Here is an 18,724-nt window from a genome sequence, read left to right as displayed (position 1 = left end):
TGCGGTTCTTTTACTTAAAATGCATACGGAATACTCACCTTCGCCCACAACATATCCCCCTCCGGCCGGTTCTCCACGTCGAACTCCCTGGCCCAGCGGATCTCCGCACTGGCGTACTTGAGAAAGGTGAAATGCAGCGCCGGGCCGATGGCGAACACCTGGCCGCGTACGCCATCATCAACGTCCTGGCCGGCGAACTGTACGGTGTGGCCGAACTGTTTGTCGTCGGTGGTCTGCTTGAGGTAATAGCCGTTGATGCCGAGCATCAGGTCGTCGGTGATCTTGTAACTGGCCGAGTAATCGAAGTGGAAGATTTGCCCGGATTTGTAGTCGGTGTCCTTGTTCTTCTCGTTGAAGCTGTAGGTGGTCTTCATCGAGATTTCGGTCTTGTCTGTCGGCAGCCAGGTGAAGGAGAACAGCGGTTTGTAGGTGTAGAAATTGTTGCTGGTGTTGGCCAGGCGATCGACGCTGTACTCACCGGTGGGCACGGTGATTTCCACGGCGGCGCCGAGGGTCAGGTTCTTGCCCATGTCCCACAGGATGATCGGGGCGATGGTGGTATCGCCCATGCCCTCGCGGGTGTCGCTCAGGCCGAACACCGAGACTTCCTGCTTGAGCCAAGGCTGGGCGATGTAACCGGCCAGACGTCCACCGAACACCCGCACCGGGCTCAGGTAGTCGATGCGCGGGATGACGGCGGTGGATTCGATCTCGACGTTTGGCACTTTGCCGCCGAGTGAGCTGATATTGAGCTTCGTCGACTTGTAGTGGTTGTAGTAGAGGTTGAAGGCGACCATGTTCTCCGGAAGGCTGTCGACTTCCAGCGGCAGCATGAAGAATCCGTCGGTGCCGGGGCCGATGTTGTCGACGCCGGCTTCGGTGGCCAGGGCCGGCAGGGCGGTGGCGCCGCCAAGCAGGCTCAGCGCCAGTCGCACAGGGAATGTCGCGCGGTTCGGGGTCATGTCCGTCCTCATTATTATTGTGTTTGGGCGCAACGCCGGCACGCAGGACGTCCGGCCACTATAGAAATAAGCCCTTGGCGCACGACGGGGCAGGGTATTGGCGGACACGGAAGGGGACTTCTGCGGACAGTCCGCCAACCCTGTGCTAACTTCTTTCGACATAACCGGTTACAAAAATAACAATTCAGCGTGATCCGGAATGTCAGCCCCCATGAACGCAAAACTCCAAGACCCCACCTTCGATCTGGCGCTGGTGTCGCCATTTCTGCTGCAGACCCTGGCTGAAGTCGCCGCGAACAAGGGCATAGAGCCGCAAAGCCTGTGCCGTGGCCTGGGTTTTACTTTCGAGGATCTGCAGGACCCTTCGCAGCGCATTTCCTATCGCCAGGCCGTGGCCATGATCCAGCGTGCGCTGAAGGCCTTGCCCAATCAGGGATTGGGCCTGTGGGTCGGTGCGCAGAACGTGCTGGGCACACTCGGATTGCTCGGGCATGTGCTGTCGCTGTGCAAGAACCTGCGCGATGCGTTCGATCTGGGGATTCGTCATCAGCACACCTCCGGCGGGATCGTGGTGATCAGCGTGGATGTCATGGGTGAGCAGGTGCACGTCGACGTGGAATGCCGCTTGCCGTTCGCTGAGGTGCAGATATTTGCCGTCGAAGAGTTTTACGCCAGCCTGCTGGTTTACGGCCGGGCACTGGTGGGCGAGACGTTCCAACCGATTGCCGTGGAGTTCGTCCACGCGGCGCCGGATTACGTCGATGAATACCGGCGGCTGCTGGGGCCGGACGTGCGCTTCGGCTGCCTGCACAACCGCATGCTGATCGACGTGAAGTGGCTGGATGTGAATTTGCCCAATCATCATTCGCTGGCGCTGCGTCAGGCGGTCAAGTTGCTGGAGCTGGAGGCGGCGCAGGTTCATCAGAAACTTGATCTGATCCAGGCTGTGGAGCGGGCGATTGCCCGGGACTTGAGCCGGGGCAGCCACATCGAAAAGATTGCTGGTGACCTGAACATGAGCAGCCGCACCTTGCGCCGGCGCCTGACCGAGCACTCATTGACGTTTGAGGCGCTGCTGGAGCAGGTGCGCCAGGCGCGCACGATGAGTCTGCTGGCCAATCCGGACATGCCGATCGAGCGCATTACCGAGGAAGTCGGCTATAGCGATGTGCGCAGTTTTCGTCGGGCGTTCAAGCGTTGGACGGGGAAGAGTCCGAGTGCGTGGCGCAGTGCTTCGATTTGATCGGAAATCGCTGGCCTCACCAAAACGCCGCCCTCACCCCAGCCCTCTCCCGGAGGGAGAGGGGGCCGACCGAGTTGTCTTGTGCGATACATCGACCTGAAAGTTCTGTGTCGATTATGGATTCCCAGGCGTTTTTTCAGGTCGCAATCCATCTTCAATATTCCCGGATCGGCTCCCTCTCCCTCCGGGAGAGGGCTGGGGTGAGGGGGCTTTTGAATCTATCCAACCCATTTCAATCCCACACAAACCCTCCGCCTACAGTTAAACTCCGCGCTCTTTCCAAGGAGTCGACATGAGTTACTACCAGCCGGGCATCCTCGCCACCCCTGTACCGCCGCAAGCACGTCACCTGTTTTTCGCCCTCGATTCGGTTGAAGCATTGCCGCAGGCGATCGACAACCTGCTGAACCTGGTGGACGGCAAGTCGGCGGTGGTCGGTTTCGGTGAATCCCTGGCCAAGGCCCTGAATGTGAACATCGATGGCCTGCGCAGCTTCCCGGCGCTGACCGGCGTTGGCGTGGAAAACCCGTCGACCCAGCACGCCCTGTGGGTGTGGCTGCACGGCGTCGACCGTGGCGAGCTGCTCAACCGCAGCACTGCGCTTGAGGCCGCCCTGGCCCCGGCGTTGCGCCTGGTGCAGATGCAGGAAGCCTTCCGCCACAAGGACGGCCATGACCTCACCGGTTATGAAGACGGCACCGAAAACCCCCACGACGAAGCCGCCATCGCCGCCGCACTGCAAAGTGAAGGCGCCGACGGTCTGGTCGGTGGCAGTTTTGCCGCGATCCAGCAGTGGCAGCACGACCTCAAGGGTTTCCATGCACTGTCCGCCGAGGACAAGGACAACATCATGGGCCGTCGCCTGAGCGACAACGAAGAGATCGACGATGCCCCGGTGTCCGCCCACGTCAAACGCACCGCCCAGGAAAGCTTCGCTCCGGAAGCCTTCGTCGTGCGTCGTTCGATGCCGTGGATCGAAGGCGACCGCGCCGGCCTGATGTTCCTCGCGTTCGGTTTCTCCCTCGACGCCTTTGAAGCGCAACTGCGCCGCATGAGCGGTCTGGAAGACGGCATCACCGACGGTCTGTACCGCATCAGCCGGCCGATCACCGGCGGCTACTACTGGTGCCCGCCGCTGCAAAACGGCCACCTCGATCTGCGCGCACTGCGTATCGTCTAAGACCCAAGCAATGGCGAGGCTCAAGGAATGGCGATGAACGTGGTGCGCTGGGGCATGATCGGTTGCGGCAGCGTCGCTGAACGCAAGAGCGGGCCGGCCTTCTACAAGGCCCCCGGCTCGGCGTTGGTGGCGGTGATGGGGCGACGCCTCGAAGCGGTGACCGATTACGCCTCGCGCCACGGCATCGCCCGGACTTACACCGACGTCGATGCCCTGATCAACGATCCCGAGGTGGACGCGGTGTACATCGCCACGCCCCCCGACAGCCATCACGCCTACAGCCTGAAAGTTGCCGCCGCCGGCAAGCATTGCTGCGTGGAAAAACCCATGGCGCTCAACGTCGGGCAAAGCCGCGAAATGCAGCAGGTGTTTACCGACGCCGGTTTGCATCTGTTCGTTTCCTATTACCGCCGTTCGCTGCCGCGTTTCCAGCAGGTTCGGCAATGGTTGCAACAAGGGCGCATCGGTGAGGTGCGGCACCTGAGCTGGACGCTGACCAAGGCGCCATCGCCCAAGGATCTGGACGGCAGCGACAACTGGCGCACCGATCCGACGGTGGCCGGTGGCGGCTATTTCGCGGATCTGGCCAGCCATGGTTTCGACCTGTTCCAGTACCTGCTTGGCGACATCGTTGAAGTCGCCGGTTTCACGGCGCGTCAGGCCGGGTTGTACGCGGCGGAAGACGCGGTCAGTGCGAGTTGGCGATTCGCATCCGGCGCGTTGGGCATGGGCTGCTGGAGCTTTGTCGCGGACCGGCGCGAGGATCGGGTCGAGATCATCGGGAGTAAGGGGCGGATCGGCTTTTCGGTGTTCGACGAGCATCCGGTCGAGCTGCACGCCGATGAGGAGATCAGCCTGGAAATCCCCCATCACGAACACATCCAGTGGCACCACGTACTGGGCATGAACGCGCAGATTCGCGGTGAGTCGCAGCATCCGGCCGTTGCCGCAGAGGCCCTGAAGACCGATTGGGTCATGGATCAAATCCTCAAGCGCCACTGAACTTTCAAGCTTCACACCTTTCCTTGTGGGAGCGAGCCTGCTCGCGATAGCGGACTGTCAGCCGATGAAAGTGTTGACTGACCCGACGCTATCGCGAGCAGGCTCGCTCCCACAGTATTTTGTGCGCATCTAACCTTATGCTCATTCGGTATTTCTCAAGCTTGTCATAACGTCTCTATGATCACGTCATAACTCGTTATAACAAGTGATCCCGTGATGACCGATAACGTTCTCTCCCTGGGCAGCGTCCCGCTGCACACCCAACTGCGCGACGTATTGCGCGCCCGCATTCTCGACGGCGAATACCCGCAAGACAGCCAGATGCCGTCCGAAAGCGAGCTCGGCACGCTGTTCAAGGTCAGCCGCATCACCGTGCGCCAGGCCCTGGGCGATCTGCAGAAAGAAGGGCTGATCTTCAAGATCCACGGCAAAGGCACCTTCGTCGCCAAACCCAAGACCTTTCAAAACGTCAGCACCCTGCAAGGCCTCGCCGAGTCCATGACCGGCCGCGGCTACGAGGTGATCAACCGCCTGCGCAGCTTCAAATTCATCGCCGCCGACAAACTGGTTGCCGAGCGTTTGCAGGTCGCCGAAGGCGAAATCGTCGCGCAGATCAAACGTGTACGCCTGATCAACCGCGAACCGATCTCGCTGGAAATCACCTACCTGCCCAAAGCCGTCGGCGAGCGGCTGGAGAAGGCCGATCTGGTGACCCGCGACATCTTCCTGATCCTCGAAAACGACTGCGGTATCGCCCTCGGCCACGCGGATCTGGCCATCGACGCGGTGCTGGCCGACAGCGACCTGACCCAGGCGCTGAACGTCGAGGCCGGCTCGCCGATCATGCGTATCGAACGTCTGACCCACGACGCCCACGGCCGGCCGCTGGACTTCGAACACCTTTACTACCGTGGCGATGCGTTCCAGTACCGCCTGCGGATCGACCGGCAAAAAGGGGCCTGACCATGACCCGCAACACCTTAGAGCAGGAATACGACATCGTCGTGATCGGCGGCGGCACGGCTGGCCCGATGGCGGCGATCAAGGCCAAGGAAAAGAACAAGGACCTGCGCGTGCTGCTGGTCGACAAGGCCAACGTCAAGCGCAGCGGCGCGATCAGCATGGGCATGGACGGCCTGAACAACGCGATCATTCCCGGCCACTCCACACCCGAGCAGTACACCAAGGAAATCACCATCGCCAACGACGGCATCGTCAATCAGGCAGCGGTGTACGCCTACGCGACGCACAGTTTCGAAACCATCGAACAGCTCGACCGTTGGGGCGTGAAGTTCGAGAAGGACGAAACCGGCGATTACGCGGTGAAGAAAGTCCACCACATGGGCGCCTACGTGCTGCCGATGCCGGAAGGGCACGACATCAAGAAAGTCCTGTATCGCCAGTTGAAGCGTGCGCGGGTGAGCATCACCAACCGACTGGTCTGCACCCGTTTGCTGACCGACGAGGAGGGCGCCGTCAACGGCGTGATGGGGTTTGACTGCCGCACCGCCGACTTCCATGTGATCAAGGCCAAGGCTGTGATTCTCGCTTGCGGCGCGGCCGGGCGACTCGGTCTGCCGTCCTCGGGTTACCTGATGGGCACCTACGAAAACCCGACCAACGCCGGCGACGGTTACGCAATGGCGTATCACGCCGGGGCTGAACTGGCGAACCTCGAGTGCTTCCAGATCAACCCGCTGATCAAGGACTACAACGGCCCGGCCTGCGCCTACGTCACCGGTCCGTTGGGTGGCTACACCGCCAACAACAAGGGTGAACGCTTCATCGAGTGCGACTACTGGAGCGGGCAGATGATGTGGGAATTCCACCAGGAACTGGAAAGCGGCAACGGCCCGGTGTTCCTCAAGCTCGATCACCTGGCCGAGGAAACCATCCAGAACATCGAGGAAATCCTGCACAGCAACGAACGCCCGAGTCGCGGCCAGTTTCACGCCAATCGCGGCACTGACTACCGCACGCAGATGGTCGAGATGCACATCTCCGAAATCGGTTTTTGCAGCGGTCATTCGGCGTCCGGCGTGTGGGTGAACGAGCGGGCCGAGACCTCGGTGAAAGGTTTGTACTCGGCCGGTGACATGGCCGCCGTACCGCACAACTACATGCTTGGCGCGTTCACCTACGGCTGGTTTGCGGGCAACAACGCGGCGGAGTTTGTCGCCGGGCGCGAGTTCTCCGCGTTGGATGCCGAGCAGATCGCGAAGGAGAAGGCCCGGGTCTACGCACCGCTGGATCGCGAACACGGCCTGCCGCCGGCGCAGGTCGAGTACAAGCTGCGGCGCTTCGTCAACGATTACCTGCAGCCGCCGAAAGTGACCAAGAAGATGGAAATCGGCCTGCAACGCTTCAGCGACATCGAGCGCGATCTCAACGAGATGAAGGCCAACAACGCCCACGAACTGATGCGCGCCATGGAAACCAGCGTGATCCGCGACTGCGCCGAAATGGCTGCCCGCGCCTCGCTGTTCCGCGCCGAAAGCCGCTGGGGCCTGTACCACTATCGCGTCGATCACCCGCAACGGGACGACCGCGAATGGTTCTGCCACTGCCACCTGAAGAAGGGCGAGGACGGGCGCATGATCAGTTTCAAGAAAGCCGTCGAGCCTTACATCATCCCCCTCGATGCCGAGGAAATGCAGGCCTACGACCGTTTGCGGGTTGGCGCTTTCGCCGCTTGAGGCATCACTAGAGAGAGTCCGAACCATGGCCTATCAAGCCCAGGAAATTTTCTTCCGCTCCAATGCCCCCGTCACCGTGGACGAGGACAAATGCATCGCCGAAAAGGGCTGCACCGTGTGCGTCGACGTCTGCCCGATGGACCTGCTGGCGATCAACCCGGCCACCCAAAAGGCCTACATGGCGTTCGATGAATGCTGGTACTGCATGCCGTGCGAAAAGGACTGCCCGACCGGTGCCGTCAAAGTCGACATCCCTTACTTACTGCGTTGAAACACAGTTCCCTGTGGGAGCGAGCCTGCTCGCGATGAGGCTGGCACAGCTTGCATCTCCATGAACTGAACTGACGCCATCGCGAGCAGGCTCGCTCCCACATGGGATTTGTGGGAACCCCAAAAGCCATCCGTAAACCCCGGACGCTGGATTCACCAAACACCCCTCGTTTCCCACCGCGCCCTGATCGCGGCGGAGACGAACATCCTATAAATGATTCGAGGGGATTCAACCATGTTGCGTGCAGCAATCGCCGGTCTGGTACTGGCTTCGTTCACCCTGTCGGCCTCGGCCGAAACCATCCGCATCGCCATCGGCACCCAGGACACCACCATCAACTGCGCCGCCGGCGGGCTGTTGATTCGCGAGCTGGGCCTGCTCGACAAATACCTGCCTCACGACGGCGCCTACAAAGACGCCAAATACGACGTGCAGTGGAAGAACTTCACCAGCGGCGCACCGCTGACCAACGAGATGGTCGCCGGCAAACTCGACTTCGGCGCCATGGCCGACTTCCCCGGTGCGTTCAACGGCGTGGCGTTCGAAACCGCCGGCAAACACAGCCTGTTCATCAGCGTGCTGTCGGGCAGCATCAAGGGCAGCGGCAACGGCATCGTGGTGCCGAGCGCGTCGGGCGTGCAGTCACTGAGTGAACTCAAGGGCAAGACCATTTCCGTGCCGTTCGCCTCCACCGCCCACGGCATGTTGCTGCGTGCCGTTGCAGAGCAGGGTTGGGATCCGTTGAAGGATGTGAACATCATCGCCCAGCCGCCGGAGGTCGCAGGTTCCGCGTTGCAGGCCGGCAAGATCGACGCTCACGCCGACTTCGTGCCGTTCGCCGAACTGTTCCCGAGCCGTGGCTTCGCCCGCAAGATCTACGACGGCGCCCAGGCCAATGCGCCGACCTTCCACGGTGCGCTGGTGGATCAGGCCTACGCGAAGCAGTACCCGGAAATCGTCGTCGCCTACCTGCGTGCAAGCATCGAGGCCAGTCAACTGTTGGCCGCTGAACCTGAGAAGTACAGCGAGCTGATTGCCAAGGTCACTGGCGTCGATGCCGAGGTCAATTACCTGTTCCACGGCCCGCTCGGCGTGCAGACCCGCGACCTGAGCTGGAAACCGGAATACCGCCAGGCCGTCGGCACGGCCATCGACACGCTGAAGTTGCTGAAGAAAGCCGATCGCGGGCTCGACCTGAACACCTTTATCGACGATCAGTACATCCGTGCGGCGTTCAAGGCTTCCGGTCTGGATTACACCGAGCAACTGGCCAATTACGCGCAGACGCCGTTGAAGTCTGTCGATGCGGTGACTGGAAAAACCATCAGCGACTTCAGTCATGTTGCGGAAATCTGGGTGCGGGGGGAGGACAAGGTCCGGCGCTATGCCTCGGCTGAAGAGGCGTTCACGGCGCTGGCCGGCCTGAAATCGGAAGGCAAGAACATCCGTGCGGTATATGCCCAGGCGAGTGACAGCGGGATCAAGTTGCTGGCGGAGCAGGCTTGGTTTGCCAGTGATGCGAAGGGACGGCTCAGCGCGTTTTTGTTGAAGGGGCAGGCGCAGCAATTTGCCACGGCGCAGGGTGGGAAGGTGTTTGACTTCACCGACGCCACCGCACAGGCCGTCGCCACCCGCTAATTGAAGATCAAGAGCACCCCCTCACCCTAACCCTCTCCCGGAGGGAGAGGGGACTGACGGAGTTGTTCTGGAGAGTTACGCCGACCTGAAATATCGAGCCGAACTCAGGTTTTGAAACGCTTGAAGATCGGCTCCCTTTCCCCCTCGCCCCCTTGGGGGAGAGGGCTGGGGTGAGGGGGTAATCTCAGCCACAACACAGCTCCACAATTGGAAACCCGATCCATGAAGTCACCCACCCTACGCTGGACATCGAGAGCCGCCTCATTACTCCTCTGCCTGCTCTTCTGGCAACTGGCCGCCAGCCACCACTGGAACCTCGGCCTCGTCACCTTCGCCAACGTCCCGACCCCGCTGGCCGTGATCGAAGCCGCCCTCGGCCTGGGCGACTCCGGCAAGCTCATCCAGCACCTGATCGCCAGCCTCGGCCGGGTGTTCGCCGGCTACCTCGCGGCGCTGGTGATCGGCATCGCCCTGGGCCTGGCCATCGGCCGGTCGAAATGGGCCGAAGACCTGCTGCTGCCGCCACTGGAAGTGCTGCGCCCGATCCCCGCCGTGGCGTGGATTCCACTGGCGATCCTGATGTTCCCGTCGTCGGAATTGTCGATGGTGTTCATCACCTTCACCGGCGCGCTGTTCCCGATCCTGCTCAACACTGTGCACGGCGTCGAAGGCGTCGACCCGCGCCTGATCGCCTCGGCCAAAAGCCTCGGGGCGGGGCGTCGGGCGATCCTGCTGGAAGTGATCCTGCCGGGTGCTGCACCGAGCATCATCACTGGGCTGGCGATCGGCATGGGCACCTCGTGGTTCTGTCTGGTGACCGCCGAAATGATCTCCGGCCAGTTCGGCATCGGTTACTACACCTGGGAGTCCTACACCATTCAGAACTACGCCGACATCGTGGTCGGCATGTTGCTGATCGGCGTGTTGGGCATGGGCAGCAGCCTGCTGATCAAACGCCTGGGCGGACTATTCACGCCCTGGCACCGACCACGAGGAAAAGCCTGATGAGCGTGATGCAAACCCCGGAAGGGCGGATCGACATCCGCCAGTTGTCCATCGTCCTCGGCGAAGGCCGGCAAGCGTTCGAAGCGGTGCAGGGCCTGGACTGCCAGATCGAGCCGGGCCAGTTCGTGTGCATTCTCGGCCCGTCCGGTTGCGGCAAATCGACCTTGCTCGGCGCGCTGGCCGGGCATCTGCAACCTCACCGGGGGCAGTTGAAAGTCGACGGCGCCGAAGTGTCCGGCCCGTCACCGCAACGCGGCATGGTGTTCCAGCATCACACCTTGTTCCCGTGGCGCACGGTGCGCGACAACGTTGCCTTCGGCCTGAAAATGCGTGGCATCGGCAAGGCCGAGCGCCTTCGTGGCGCCGACGACATCCTCAAACTGGTCGGCCTCGAAGACTTCGCCGAGCGCTGGCCCGATCAGCTTTCCGGCGGCATGCAGCAACGGGTGGAAATCGCCCGGGTGCTGGTCAACCGGCCACGCCTGTTGCTGATGGACGAACCCTTCGGCGCACTGGACGCGCTGACCCGACTGAACATGCAGGAACTGCTGCTGGACATCTGGACGCGGATTCGCACCACCGTGGTGTTCGTCACCCATGACATCGACGAAGCGCTGTTCCTCGCCGATCGCTTGCTGGTGATGAGCGCGCGGCCGGGGCGGATCATCGAAGACTTGCGCCTGGATTTCCCACGCCCACGCACCACCGAACTGGTCACCAGCCACGCGTTCTCGCGCCTCAAGCGCCACTGCCTCGACCTGCTGCGCCACGACAACGACCGACCGCTGCCGCGCCTCAACCCGCTCGGTTTGCCTCCTGAAAACGCCTTGCCGAGATTTGCCCTGTGACCTCATTTTTTGCTGTGACCGATAACGACGACATTCTCGCCCTGCAACCGCGCCTGACCGCCGATGACGCCGGTGTGCGCCGGATTGCCCTGATCGACCTGGCCGACCTCGAAGAGCCGGACGGCTTGCTCTGGCTGGTCGAGCGACTGGCTGAAGACCCCGCCGAAGAAGTGCGTGCCGAAGCGGCGCGCCTATTGGAGGCCTGGGAAGACGAGCCGGTGGTTGAAGCGCTGTGCCAGGCGCTGACGGATCCGTCGCCCGCAGTGCAAGCCGCAGCGGCGCAGAGCCTGAGCCTGCTCAAGACCGAAGCGGCGGGCAGGGTGATTCTGCCGTGGACCGCCCATGCCGACACCGGCGTGCGGGTTGCTGCGTTCCGGGCCTTGCGCGAACTACGTTTCCCCGGCGCTGCGCCTGCCGCGATTCAGGCGTTGAACGATGCCGACGCCAGTGTCCGTCGCGAAGCCGTCGGCGTGCTCGGCTGGCTCAAGCAACTCGACGCACTGCCGGCCTTGGCCCGACTGGCGAGTGACGACCCGGACACCGAAGTACGCCGCGCCGCCACCGGCGCCCTGGGTCTGGCAAGTGACGCTGAAGTGCTGCCCGCGTTGCGTCAGGCCTTGCAGGACCACGCTTGGCAAGTACGCGAAGAAGCCGCGACCACCCTCGGCAAGGTCGGCCACACCGACGCCGGGCCGGCGCTGATCGAAGCCTTGGCCGACGACTACTGGCAAGTGCGCCTGCGCGCCACCCGCAGCCTCGGCCGTTTGCGTTACGTGCCGGCCCTCGACGCCTTGATCGAAACCCTCGGGCATCGCATCAGCAACCTGCGCAAGGAAGCGGCGCTGGCGCTGGGCGAGTTGAATGATCGCGGCGCCGTGGCAGCGTTGCAGGCCGCGCAGGACGACGGCGACCCGGAAGTGCGCAAAGCCGTGCGGATTGCCTTGAGTCAGCTGCAATGAATCCGCTGGCGGTCGGTAATTCTCAAAGTGAACACCGCTTGCGGTTGAGCTGGCCGGATGGCCGCGAGCAGTTGCTCGACCATGCCGAACTGCGCCGCCAGTGCCCGTGCTCGCAGTGCCGGGCGTTTCGCCTGCGGGGTTCGCCGCCAATGGTTGACCCGCGTGTGCGGGTCATCGAATTGAACGCTCAGGGCTACGGCCTGCAACTGGTGTTCAGCGATGGTCATCAACGCGGGATCTATCCATGGCAGTACCTGGCGCAACTCAAACCTTAGGCTCACCGCAATCAACCGGGGCTCAGAAAGACTTACTGACACTGGCCACGACCGTCGCAGGGGGATCGCGTGGCTGTTCAAGGGCAGCAGGCTCAGGGGGCCGATCTGTTGCTCCAGGCCGATGGTCCGCGCCGCGTTGACGGTGTAGGCGTAGAACGGTTTGAGCTGACTGGCGGTGCTTGTCAGGAAATTCTCGCAGGAGTACAAATGTACTCCATGACGACTCTGACTCCCCGCCGTACCGCCATCCTGACCTTTATCCGCGAACGCATCGCCGAACACGGTCAGCCCCCAAGCCTCGCTGAAATCAGCGAGGCTTTTGGTTTTGCCTCCCGCAGCGTGGCGCGCAAGCATGTGCTGGCGCTCACCGAAGCCGGGTTCATCGAGGTCAATCCGCATCAGGCCCGGGGCATTCGCCTGCTCGGGCAGCCGCCGCGGCCGGAACTGCTCGACGTGCCGGTGCTCGGCCGGGTAGCTGCCGGTGCCCCGATTGGCGCCGATGCCGACATCCACAATCGCCTGATGCTCGATCCCGCGCTGTTCTCCCGTACGCCCGACTACATGCTGCGGGTGCAGGGCGACTCGATGATCGAGGACGGCATTCTCGACGGCGATCTGGTCGGCGTGCGGCGCAACCCCGAGGCCCTCAACGGCCAGATCGTGGTGGCGCGGCTCGACGGCGAGGTCACCATCAAACGCTTCGAGCGGGTCGGCGATGAGGTTCGCCTGCTGCCGCGCAACCCGGCGTACCAGCCGATTGTGGTGCGTGACGATCAGGACCTGGCCATCGAAGGCGTGTTCTGCGGTCTGGTGAGGCAAGGCTGATGGGTGCCGTCGTTGCGCTGGATACGCTGTTCAATGGCGGCCAGGTCTGGAAGGGCCGGCCTGCGCCACCGACCGCCAGCCCGCAACCCACCGGGCACGCCGCGCTGGACGCGGCCTTGCCCAGTGGCGGCTGGCCGGAAGCGGCGCTGAGCGAGATCCTCCTGGCCGGGCCCGGTGTCGGCGAGCTGCAACTGGTGTGGCCGACCCTGGCGCGGCTGTCGGCGGCGGGCGAGCGCATCGTGCTGGTGGCGCCACCGTTCGTGCCGTACCCGCAGGCCTGGGCCAATGCCGGGGTCGATCTGCGTCAGTTGTCGGTGATCCGGGCCAGCGAACGCGATGCCTTGTGGGCGGCGGAACAATGCCTGCGCTCGGGCAGTTGCGGCGCGGTGCTGTGCTGGCCGCACAAGGCCGATGACCGCGCCTTGCGCCGTTTGCAGGTGGCGGCGGAAACCGGCCAGACCCTGGCGTTCGCGTGGCGGCCCTTGAGCGAAGCGGTCAACCCGTCGCCAGCCGCGTTGCGCATCGCCATTGATGCGCGCCCGGCGCAATTGCGCGTGCTCAAGTGCCGGGGCGGTCTGGCGCGCAGCGCACCGATTGCCTTCACCGTGGGGCATTGAGGTCGCCATGCGCTGGGTTTGCATTCTGTTCCCACAATTGGCCCTCGACGCCGTGCTGCGTCAACGGCCCGATCCCGAGCAACCGTTGGCGCTGCTCAGCGGCCCGGCCCAGCGCCGGCTGCTGCAAGCGGTCAACCCGGCAGCGCGGGCATTGGGCTTGCGTCCGGGTCAGTCGATGACCGCCGCGCAAGCCATGAGCAAAGGGTTCGCCACCGTCGATTACGATTCGGCCGAGGTCGAGCACTGGCAGCAGTTTCTCGCCGCCTGGGCCTATCGTTTCAGCGCCCAGGTCAGCGTCCATTACCCGCGCACCGTGGTGTTCGAGATCGAATCGAGCCTTGGGCTGTTCGGTTCCTGGGCGCAGTTCGAGGCGCGATTGCGCACGGAACTGACGGAACTGGGCTTTCGGCACCGCATCGTTGCCGCGCCCAACCCGGTGGCGGCGCGGGTGTTGGCCAACGCCTACGACGGATTGGTGGTGCCCGACGGTGAAGCCCTGCGCCATCACCTCGGGCAACTGCCGGTCGACCGCGTCGGGCTTGAGCCGAGCGTGGCCACGGCGCTGTCGCGCATGGGCCTGCGTAACCTCCATCAGGTGCAGAGCCTGCCGCGTCAGGCCCTGGCTCGGCGTTTCGAGGCGCCGATGCTCAAGCATCTGGATACGCTGTTCGGCGCACGACCGCTGGCGCTGGCGTTCTACCTGCCGCCGGATCGTTTCGATGTGCGCATCGAACTCAACTTCGACGTGCAGTCCCATCAGGCGCTGCTGTTCCCGTTGCGCCGCCTGACATCCGATCTGGCGGCGTTTTTGTGCGGGCGCGACAGCGGCGTGCAGCGCTTCGATCTGCACCTTGAACACGCCGGGTTGCCGGACACGCTGATCAAGGTCGGCCTGCTCAGCGCCGAGCGGGATCCGGCGATGCTCTTTGAACTGGCCCGTGGCCGACTGGAGCAGGTGCAGGTCGAAGCCCCGGTGCGCGGTTTTCGTCTGCGCGCCGAAGATTTGCCGAGTTTCGTGCCGCAGTTTCAGGAACTGTTCGACGAGCGCCCGCAGCAGACCTTGCCCTGGGAGCAATTGCGCGAACGCCTGCGTGCGCGGCTGGGGGATGAGGCGGTGCAGGGCCTGCGCTTTCAGGCCGATCATCGCCCGGAGTGCGCGTGGCAGAACGCCGATGACAAACAGCGTTGCCCTGCATTGCCGGGCGTGCAGCGTCCGGGCTGGTTGCTGGGCGAGCCGCAGTCGGTGCCCGAAGGTTCGGCACGCATCCTCATGGGGCCGGAACGCATCGAGTCCGGCTGGTGGGACGGTGATGATGTGCGCCGCGACTATTACCTGATCCAGAACCGCGCTGGCCAGCAAGGCTGGGCGTACCGGGCAGTGGGTGAGGGCGGCCCGTTGTGGCTGCAGGGCTGGTTCGCGTGAATCTGGGTTATGCCGAGCTGCACTGCCTGTCGAACTTCAGTTTTCAGCGTGGTGCTTCGAGTGCGCTGGAGCTGTTCCAGCGGGCGAAAAAACATGGCTATCAGGCGCTGGCGATCACCGATGAATGCACCCTGGCCGGGATCGTCCGTGCCTGGCAGGCGGCAAAATCTGTGGAGCTGCCGCTGATTATCGGCAGTGAGATGCGCATCGAAAACGGCCCGAAACTGGTGTTGCTGGTCGAAAACATCGAGGGTTATCAAACGCTGTGCGGCTTGATCACCCAGGCTCGACGGCGCACCCAGAAAGGCCAGTATCAAGTGCTGCGCGAAGACTTCAGCGAGCCGCTGCCGGGGCTATTGGTGCTGTGGGTGCCGGAGGCGGTCGATGACATGAAAGAGGGCCGTTGGCTGAAGCAGACCTTCGGTGAACGCCTGTGGCTGGCGGTGCAGTTGCATCGCGGGCAGAACGATCAGCAGCGGTTGACCGCGTTGCTGAGCCTGGCGGATGAACTGCAGATCCCCGCCGTGGCCAGTGGTGATGTGCACATGCACGCCCGTGGCCGGCGAGCCTTGCAGGACACCATGACTGCGATCCGTCACCACGTCCCGGTGGCCGAAGCCGGATTGCGCCTGCACCCCAACGGCGAACGGCATTTGCGCTGCCTCGATGTGTTGCGCGAGTTGTATCCGCAGACCTTGCTGGAAGAGTCCGTGAAACTGGCCCGCCGCTGCACGTTCGATCTGGGCGAGTTGCGCTATCAATACCCCAAAGAACTGGTGCCTGAAGAGCACAACGCCAGCTCCTGGCTGCGCCACCTGACCGAGCAAGGCATCGCCTGGCGTTGGCCGAAAGGCGCACAGCCCAAGGTGCTCAAGCAGATCGATGATGAACTGGAGCTGATCGCCGAACTCGGCTACGAAAGCTACTTCCTCACCGTACACGACGTGGTGCGCTTCGCCCGGGAGCAGAAGATTCTCTGCCAGGGCCGGGGCTCGGCGGCCAACTCGGCGGTGTGTTTTGCCCTGGGCATCACCGAAATCGACCCGGATCGCACCACGCTGCTGTTCGAGCGCTTCATGTCGAGGGAGCGCAACGAGCCGCCGGACATCGACGTGGATTTCGAGCACGAACGCCGGGAAGAAGTCCTGCAATACGTGTTTCGTCGTTATGGCCGTCGTCGTGCGGCACTGACGGCGGTGGTCAGCACCTATCACGCATCCGGCGCGATCCGCGACGTGGCCAAGGCGCTGGGCTTGCCGCCGGACCAGATCAATGCGCTGGCCGATTGCTGCGGCCACTGGAGCGATGAAACGCCGCCCGTGGAACGCCTGCGCGAAAACGGCTTCGACCCGGACAGCCCGATCCTGCACCGGGTACTGAGCCTGACCGGGCAACTGATCGGTTTTCCCCGGCATCTGTCGCAGCACCCCGGTGGTTTCGTGATTTCCGAGCAACCGCTGGACACCCTGGTGCCGGTGGAAAACGCCGCCATGGCCGACCGCACGATCATCCAGTGGGACAAGGACGATCTCGACGCGGTCGGGCTGCTCAAGGTGGATATCCTCGCCCTCGGCATGCTCAGCGCGATTCGCCGTTGCTTCGACCTGCTGCGCCGTCATCGCCATCAGGACCTGAGCCTGGCCACCATCCCGCCTGACGATCGCCCGACCTACGACATGATCAGCCGCGCCGACACCATCGGCGTGTTCCAGATCGAGTCCCGGGCACAGATGTCGATGCTGCCGCGCCTGCGCCCGCAAACCTTCTACGACCTGGTGATCGAAGTGGCCATTGTCCGGCCGGGGCCGATCCAGGGCGGGATGGTGCATCCGTACCTGCGCCGCCGGAACAAGGAAGAAAAGGAAACCTATCCGTCCCCGGAGCTGGAGGTGGTGCTCAAGCGCACCCTCGGCGTGCCGCTGTTTCAGGAACAGGTGATGCAGATCGCCATCGTCGCCGCCGACTACAGCCCCGGCGAGGCCGACCAGTTGCGCCGCTCCATGGCCGCGTGGAAACGCCACGGCGGGCTGGAACCGCACAAGGAACGGCTGGCGGCCGGCATGAAGAAAAACGGCTACAGCCCGGAATTCGCCGCGCAGATCTTCGAGCAGATCAAGGGCTTCGGCAGTTATGGTTTTCCCGAGTCCCACGCCGCCAGTTTTGCCTTGCTGACCTATGCCAGTTGCTGGCTCAAGTGCCATGAACCGGCGGCATTCGCCTGTGCGCTGATCAACAGCTGGCCGATGGGTTTCTACAGCCCGGACCAGATTCTTCAGGATGCGCGCCGGCATCATTTGCAGATCCGCCCGGTGGACGTGCGCGCCAGCGACTGGGATTGCAGTCTGGAGCCGATTGCCGGCGAGCAACCGGCGATCCGCATGGGCCTGCGGATGATCAAGGGTTTTCGCGAGGAAGATGCGCGCAGCATTGAAAGCGCTCGGACGAGGGGCGCGTTTGCCGATGTCGCCGACCTGGGCGAACGGGCCGGGCTCGACAGTCGGGCCCAGGCATTGCTGGCGGATGCCGGGGCGTTGCGCGGCCTGGTCGGTCACCGCCATCGTGCGCGCTGGGAGGTGGCCGGGGTGCAGAAACAGCTCGGGTTGTTTGCCGGATTGCCGAGTCAGGAAGAACCGGATGTGCGGCTGCCCACGCCGAGTGTCAGCGAAGACCTGTTCACCGATTACGCCACGCTGGGCACCACGCTGGGGCCGCATCCGCTGACGCTGTTGCGCGACGAATTGCGGGCGCGGCGCTGTCGCAGTTCCCGGGAATTACTGGAGGTCGAGCACGGGCGACCGGTCAGCGTGGCAGGGCTGGTGACCGGCCGCCAGCGTCCGGGCACTGCCAGCGGCGTGACTTTCGTGACCCTGGAAGACGAGTTCGGCAACGTCAATGTGGTGGTCTGGCGCGATCTCGCCGAGCGCCAGCGTCAGGTGCTGGTCGGTTCGCAGTTGCTCAAGGTTGACGGCCGCTGGGAGCGCGAAGGCGAGGTGCGGCACCTGATCGCCGGACGCCTGAGTGATCTGACTCCGCTGCTCAACGGCATCCGTGTACAGAGCCGCGACTTCCACTGATCAGCGCTGCGGCCAGAACCGTTCGCCACCCCCCGGTGCCTCCGTCCACGCCTGCAACGTGCGGGTTGGCAGATCGAAATAATCCCGGGTTCGCGCATAACCATGCCCGCCCATGCGACCGATCGCATCGAGCCCCAGTTGATTGATGTACAGGGTTTTCGGATCGATCAACTCGTCGCGCACATGGGCCATCAACACCTCGCCAAAAATGATCTCCCGTGACTGGCCGATGTTCAGCGCCATCAATCGCCGACATTCCAGCGCCACCGGTGCTGCGGACGCTCATAAATGTCGGTCGGGGTGCCGATCTGCAGGATCTTGCCGGCAGACATCACCGCGATCCGGTCGGACAGGGTCAACGCTTCTTCCTGAGCGTGGGTGACGAAGAAGACCCAGCATCTCGAGGCCGAAGGCGATATTCTGCGCGACACTCATGTGCGGAAACAGCGCGTAACTCTGGAACACCGTGTTGACCCTACGCTTGAACGGCGGCAGGTGGTTCACGGTTTCGCCCGCCAGCCGGATCGCCAGGGTCATCAGAATACCGCTTGGATACGTTGCGCACTTCAATGGCTAATGATTGACCCGCAATGGTGCAATCCTCTAATTATTGTATGCAATATCTGAATGCAATTTAGAGATGCCCGGATTAATCTGCTGGCGCAACCCCCCATTTACCTGACTGAGTCGTTCGTCGGGCAGCGTT

At 63.2% G+C, this 18,724-nt stretch carries 16 protein-coding genes and 2 pseudogenes; 15 read left to right on the top strand and 3 right to left on the bottom strand.

Features of this window, described 5'->3' with window-relative positions; genetic code table 11:
* Positions 1–14: 14 nt before the first annotated feature.
* Complete coding sequence (locus NE357_RS15715; RefSeq protein ID WP_169430641.1) at positions 15–962, bottom strand: SphA family protein; 948 nt, start codon at positions 960–962, stop codon at positions 15–17.
* Positions 963–1,173: 211 nt separating this feature from the next.
* On the opposite strand from NE357_RS15715, the gene NE357_RS15710 reads away from it, so the two are divergent.
* The 15 genes from NE357_RS15710 (at position 1,174) to NE357_RS15640 (ending at position 18,018) form a co-directional block, all read left to right on the top strand.
* On the top strand, positions 1,174–2,205 hold the full coding sequence (locus NE357_RS15710) for an AraC family transcriptional regulator (protein WP_169430640.1): 1,032 nt from the start codon (positions 1,174–1,176) through the stop codon (positions 2,203–2,205).
* Positions 2,206–2,497: 292 nt separating this feature from the next.
* Positions 2,498–3,385, top strand: a complete 888-nt coding sequence (locus NE357_RS15705; protein WP_169430639.1) for a Dyp-type peroxidase — start codon at positions 2,498–2,500, stop codon at positions 3,383–3,385.
* A 33-nt stretch (positions 3,386–3,418) separates the two neighbouring features.
* Complete coding sequence (locus NE357_RS15700) at positions 3,419–4,387, top strand: Gfo/Idh/MocA family protein (RefSeq protein WP_169430638.1); 969 nt, start codon at positions 3,419–3,421, stop codon at positions 4,385–4,387.
* Between the two features lie 216 nt (positions 4,388–4,603).
* Positions 4,604–5,350 (top strand): GntR family transcriptional regulator, encoded by a 747-nt coding sequence (locus NE357_RS15695; protein ID WP_169430637.1) that lies wholly within the window; start codon positions 4,604–4,606, stop codon positions 5,348–5,350.
* A gap of 2 nt (positions 5,351–5,352) precedes the next feature.
* On the top strand, positions 5,353–7,083 hold the full coding sequence (locus NE357_RS15690; protein WP_169430636.1) for a fumarate reductase/succinate dehydrogenase flavoprotein subunit: 1,731 nt from the start codon (positions 5,353–5,355) through the stop codon (positions 7,081–7,083).
* Positions 7,084–7,108: 25 nt separating this feature from the next.
* Positions 7,109–7,354, top strand: coding sequence for a 4Fe-4S dicluster domain-containing protein (locus tag NE357_RS15685; RefSeq protein WP_003225615.1), 246 nt, complete (start codon positions 7,109–7,111; stop codon positions 7,352–7,354).
* Positions 7,355–7,588: 234 nt separating this feature from the next.
* Positions 7,589–8,992 (top strand): ABC transporter substrate-binding protein, encoded by a 1,404-nt coding sequence (locus tag NE357_RS15680; protein ID WP_169430635.1) that lies wholly within the window; start codon positions 7,589–7,591, stop codon positions 8,990–8,992.
* A gap of 222 nt (positions 8,993–9,214) precedes the next feature.
* The gene (locus tag NE357_RS15675; RefSeq protein ID WP_169430634.1) at positions 9,215–9,997 is read left to right on the top strand and encodes an ABC transporter permease; all 783 of its coding nucleotides are present in this window, start codon (positions 9,215–9,217) and stop codon (positions 9,995–9,997) included.
* On the top strand, positions 9,997–10,845 hold the full coding sequence (locus NE357_RS15670) for an ABC transporter ATP-binding protein (RefSeq protein WP_169430633.1): 849 nt from the start codon (positions 9,997–9,999) through the stop codon (positions 10,843–10,845). The genes NE357_RS15675 and NE357_RS15670 overlap by 1 nt, the downstream gene beginning before the upstream one ends.
* Entirely contained in the window at positions 10,842–11,804 is a 963-nt protein-coding gene (locus NE357_RS15665) for a HEAT repeat domain-containing protein (RefSeq protein ID WP_169430632.1), read from the top strand. The genes NE357_RS15670 and NE357_RS15665 overlap by 4 nt, the downstream gene beginning before the upstream one ends.
* Entirely contained in the window at positions 11,801–12,079 is a 279-nt protein-coding gene (locus NE357_RS15660; RefSeq protein ID WP_169430631.1) for a DUF971 domain-containing protein, read from the top strand. Before NE357_RS15665 ends, NE357_RS15660 begins: the two co-directional genes overlap by 4 nt.
* 207 nt (positions 12,080–12,286) lie before the next feature.
* Positions 12,287–12,904: a transcriptional repressor LexA gene (lexA, locus tag NE357_RS15655; protein ID WP_119429325.1), complete on the top strand. Its 618-nt coding sequence runs from the start codon at positions 12,287–12,289 to the stop codon at positions 12,902–12,904.
* Entirely contained in the window at positions 12,904–13,521 is a 618-nt protein-coding gene (gene imuA / locus NE357_RS15650; RefSeq protein WP_169430630.1) for a translesion DNA synthesis-associated protein ImuA, read from the top strand. The genes lexA and imuA overlap by 1 nt, the downstream gene beginning before the upstream one ends.
* Positions 13,522–13,528: 7 nt before the next feature.
* Entirely contained in the window at positions 13,529–14,944 is a 1,416-nt protein-coding gene (locus tag NE357_RS15645) for a Y-family DNA polymerase (protein WP_169430629.1), read from the top strand.
* Positions 14,920–18,018: an error-prone DNA polymerase gene (locus NE357_RS15640; protein ID WP_212633386.1), complete on the top strand. Its 3,099-nt coding sequence runs from the start codon at positions 14,920–14,922 to the stop codon at positions 18,016–18,018. Before NE357_RS15645 ends, NE357_RS15640 begins: the two co-directional genes overlap by 25 nt.
* On the opposite strand, the pseudogene NE357_RS15635 reads toward NE357_RS15640, so the two are convergent.
* Both NE357_RS15635 and NE357_RS15630 read right to left on the bottom strand, forming a co-directional pair.
* Positions 18,019–18,291: pseudogene (locus tag NE357_RS15635) on the bottom strand (flavin reductase family protein); the annotation flags it as partial.
* Positions 18,282–18,610 (bottom strand): annotated as a pseudogene (locus NE357_RS15630) (spermidine/putrescine ABC transporter ATP-binding protein); the annotation flags it as partial. The pseudogenes NE357_RS15630 and NE357_RS15635, both read right to left, overlap by 10 nt.
* Positions 18,611–18,724 lie beyond the last annotated feature (114 nt).

The organism is Pseudomonas sp. G7(2022) (assembly GCF_052660475.1).
The sequence above is the reverse complement of the archived record's forward strand: the minus strand, read 5'-3'. Positions and strand labels throughout refer to the sequence as shown.

Bases quoted from the DNA above. Each gene is read 5' to 3' on its own strand.
- imuA (WP_169430630.1), top strand. From the start codon at position 12,904: ATGGGTGCCGTCGTTGCGCTGGATACGCTGTTCAATGGCGGCCAGGTC.
- NE357_RS15685 (WP_003225615.1), top strand. From the start codon at position 7,109: ATGGCCTATCAAGCCCAGGAAATTTTCTTCCGCTCCAATGCCCCCGTC.
- NE357_RS15675 (WP_169430634.1), top strand. From the start codon at position 9,215: ATGAAGTCACCCACCCTACGCTGGACATCGAGAGCCGCCTCATTACTC.
- NE357_RS15680 (WP_169430635.1), top strand. From the start codon at position 7,589: ATGTTGCGTGCAGCAATCGCCGGTCTGGTACTGGCTTCGTTCACCCTG.
- NE357_RS15670 (WP_169430633.1), top strand. From the start codon at position 9,997: ATGAGCGTGATGCAAACCCCGGAAGGGCGGATCGACATCCGCCAGTTG.
- NE357_RS15705 (WP_169430639.1), top strand. From the start codon at position 2,498: ATGAGTTACTACCAGCCGGGCATCCTCGCCACCCCTGTACCGCCGCAA.
- NE357_RS15645 (WP_169430629.1), top strand. From the start codon at position 13,529: ATGCGCTGGGTTTGCATTCTGTTCCCACAATTGGCCCTCGACGCCGTG.
- NE357_RS15660 (WP_169430631.1), top strand. From the start codon at position 11,801: ATGAATCCGCTGGCGGTCGGTAATTCTCAAAGTGAACACCGCTTGCGG.
- lexA (WP_119429325.1), top strand. From the start codon at position 12,287: ATGTACTCCATGACGACTCTGACTCCCCGCCGTACCGCCATCCTGACC.
- NE357_RS15695 (WP_169430637.1), top strand. From the start codon at position 4,604: ATGACCGATAACGTTCTCTCCCTGGGCAGCGTCCCGCTGCACACCCAA.
- NE357_RS15700 (WP_169430638.1), top strand. From the start codon at position 3,419: ATGAACGTGGTGCGCTGGGGCATGATCGGTTGCGGCAGCGTCGCTGAA.
- NE357_RS15710 (WP_169430640.1), top strand. From the start codon at position 1,174: ATGAACGCAAAACTCCAAGACCCCACCTTCGATCTGGCGCTGGTGTCG.
- NE357_RS15690 (WP_169430636.1), top strand. From the start codon at position 5,353: ATGACCCGCAACACCTTAGAGCAGGAATACGACATCGTCGTGATCGGC.
- NE357_RS15715 (WP_169430641.1), bottom strand. From the start codon at position 962: ATGACCCCGAACCGCGCGACATTCCCTGTGCGACTGGCGCTGAGCCTG.